At 67.5% G+C, this 721-nt stretch carries 1 protein-coding gene and 1 pseudogene; both read left to right on the top strand.

Going from position 1 to position 721, the window contains the following annotated elements:
- Positions 1 to 401, top strand: a 401-nt coding sequence (locus MOQ72_RS44160) for an arginase family protein (RefSeq protein WP_242192041.1), incomplete at its 5' end; no start/stop codon positions are given.
- Between the two features lie 39 nt (positions 402 to 440).
- Positions 441 to 721, top strand: a pseudogene (locus MOQ72_RS44155) (hypothetical protein); the annotation flags it as partial.

The raw sequence follows: 721 nt of genomic DNA, 5'->3' as shown, positions 1-721 counted from the left end.
TCATGGCCGAGATCAACCGCGACGGGTTCGACAAGGTCCTCGAGCGCGCGATCGATGAGGCGCTCGACCAGGCCGACTACCTGTACCTCTCGCTGGACATCGACGTCGCCGACCCGGCATTCGCCCCAGGCACTGGCACGCCTGTCGCGGGCGGTCTGACGAGCATCAATGTGCTGTCCGCGGTACGGCGGCTCGCCGCCGAGGTGGGCATCGTCGGCATGGACGTCGTCGAGGTTTCCCCGCCCTACGACAACCAGGGCGAGATCACCGCGCTGCTGGCCAACCGCGCGATCCGGGAGGCCCTCACCGGAATCGCCATGCGCCGCAAGGGAATCACCGAGCCGCGCTACGCCCACCCGCACGCCCTGGGCGTGCGCCGGCCGGTCACCACCGACCACTGATCCCGAGTACCACCCACCGATCACTGCGAGGTCCGTTCCATGCCCGAGGAAACCCACGACCACGACGATGACCAGCTCAACGGTCACCACCATCACGATCTGTGGCCGGAGGGGTTCTGGGAACAACCCAGGCGACTGGGCGAAGGGCTGGACGGTCACGGCGCGGTCGATGACTTCAACGAGGGGCGCAAGCCGGGCCCGATCCATGTCAACCGGCGGGGCGAGGGTGGTTTCTCGGGCATTCAGACGTTCGCGAAGTTGCCGGTCTGCCTGACGCCGGAGGATCTGGTGGCCGGTGAGATCGACGTTGCGATCTGCGG

The sequence above is a fragment of the Saccharopolyspora soli genome, assembly GCF_022678645.1.
Lineage (GTDB): Bacteria > Actinomycetota > Actinomycetes > Mycobacteriales > Pseudonocardiaceae > Saccharopolyspora > Saccharopolyspora soli.
The sequence above is the reverse complement of the archived record's forward strand: the minus strand, read 5'-3'. Positions and strand labels throughout refer to the sequence as shown.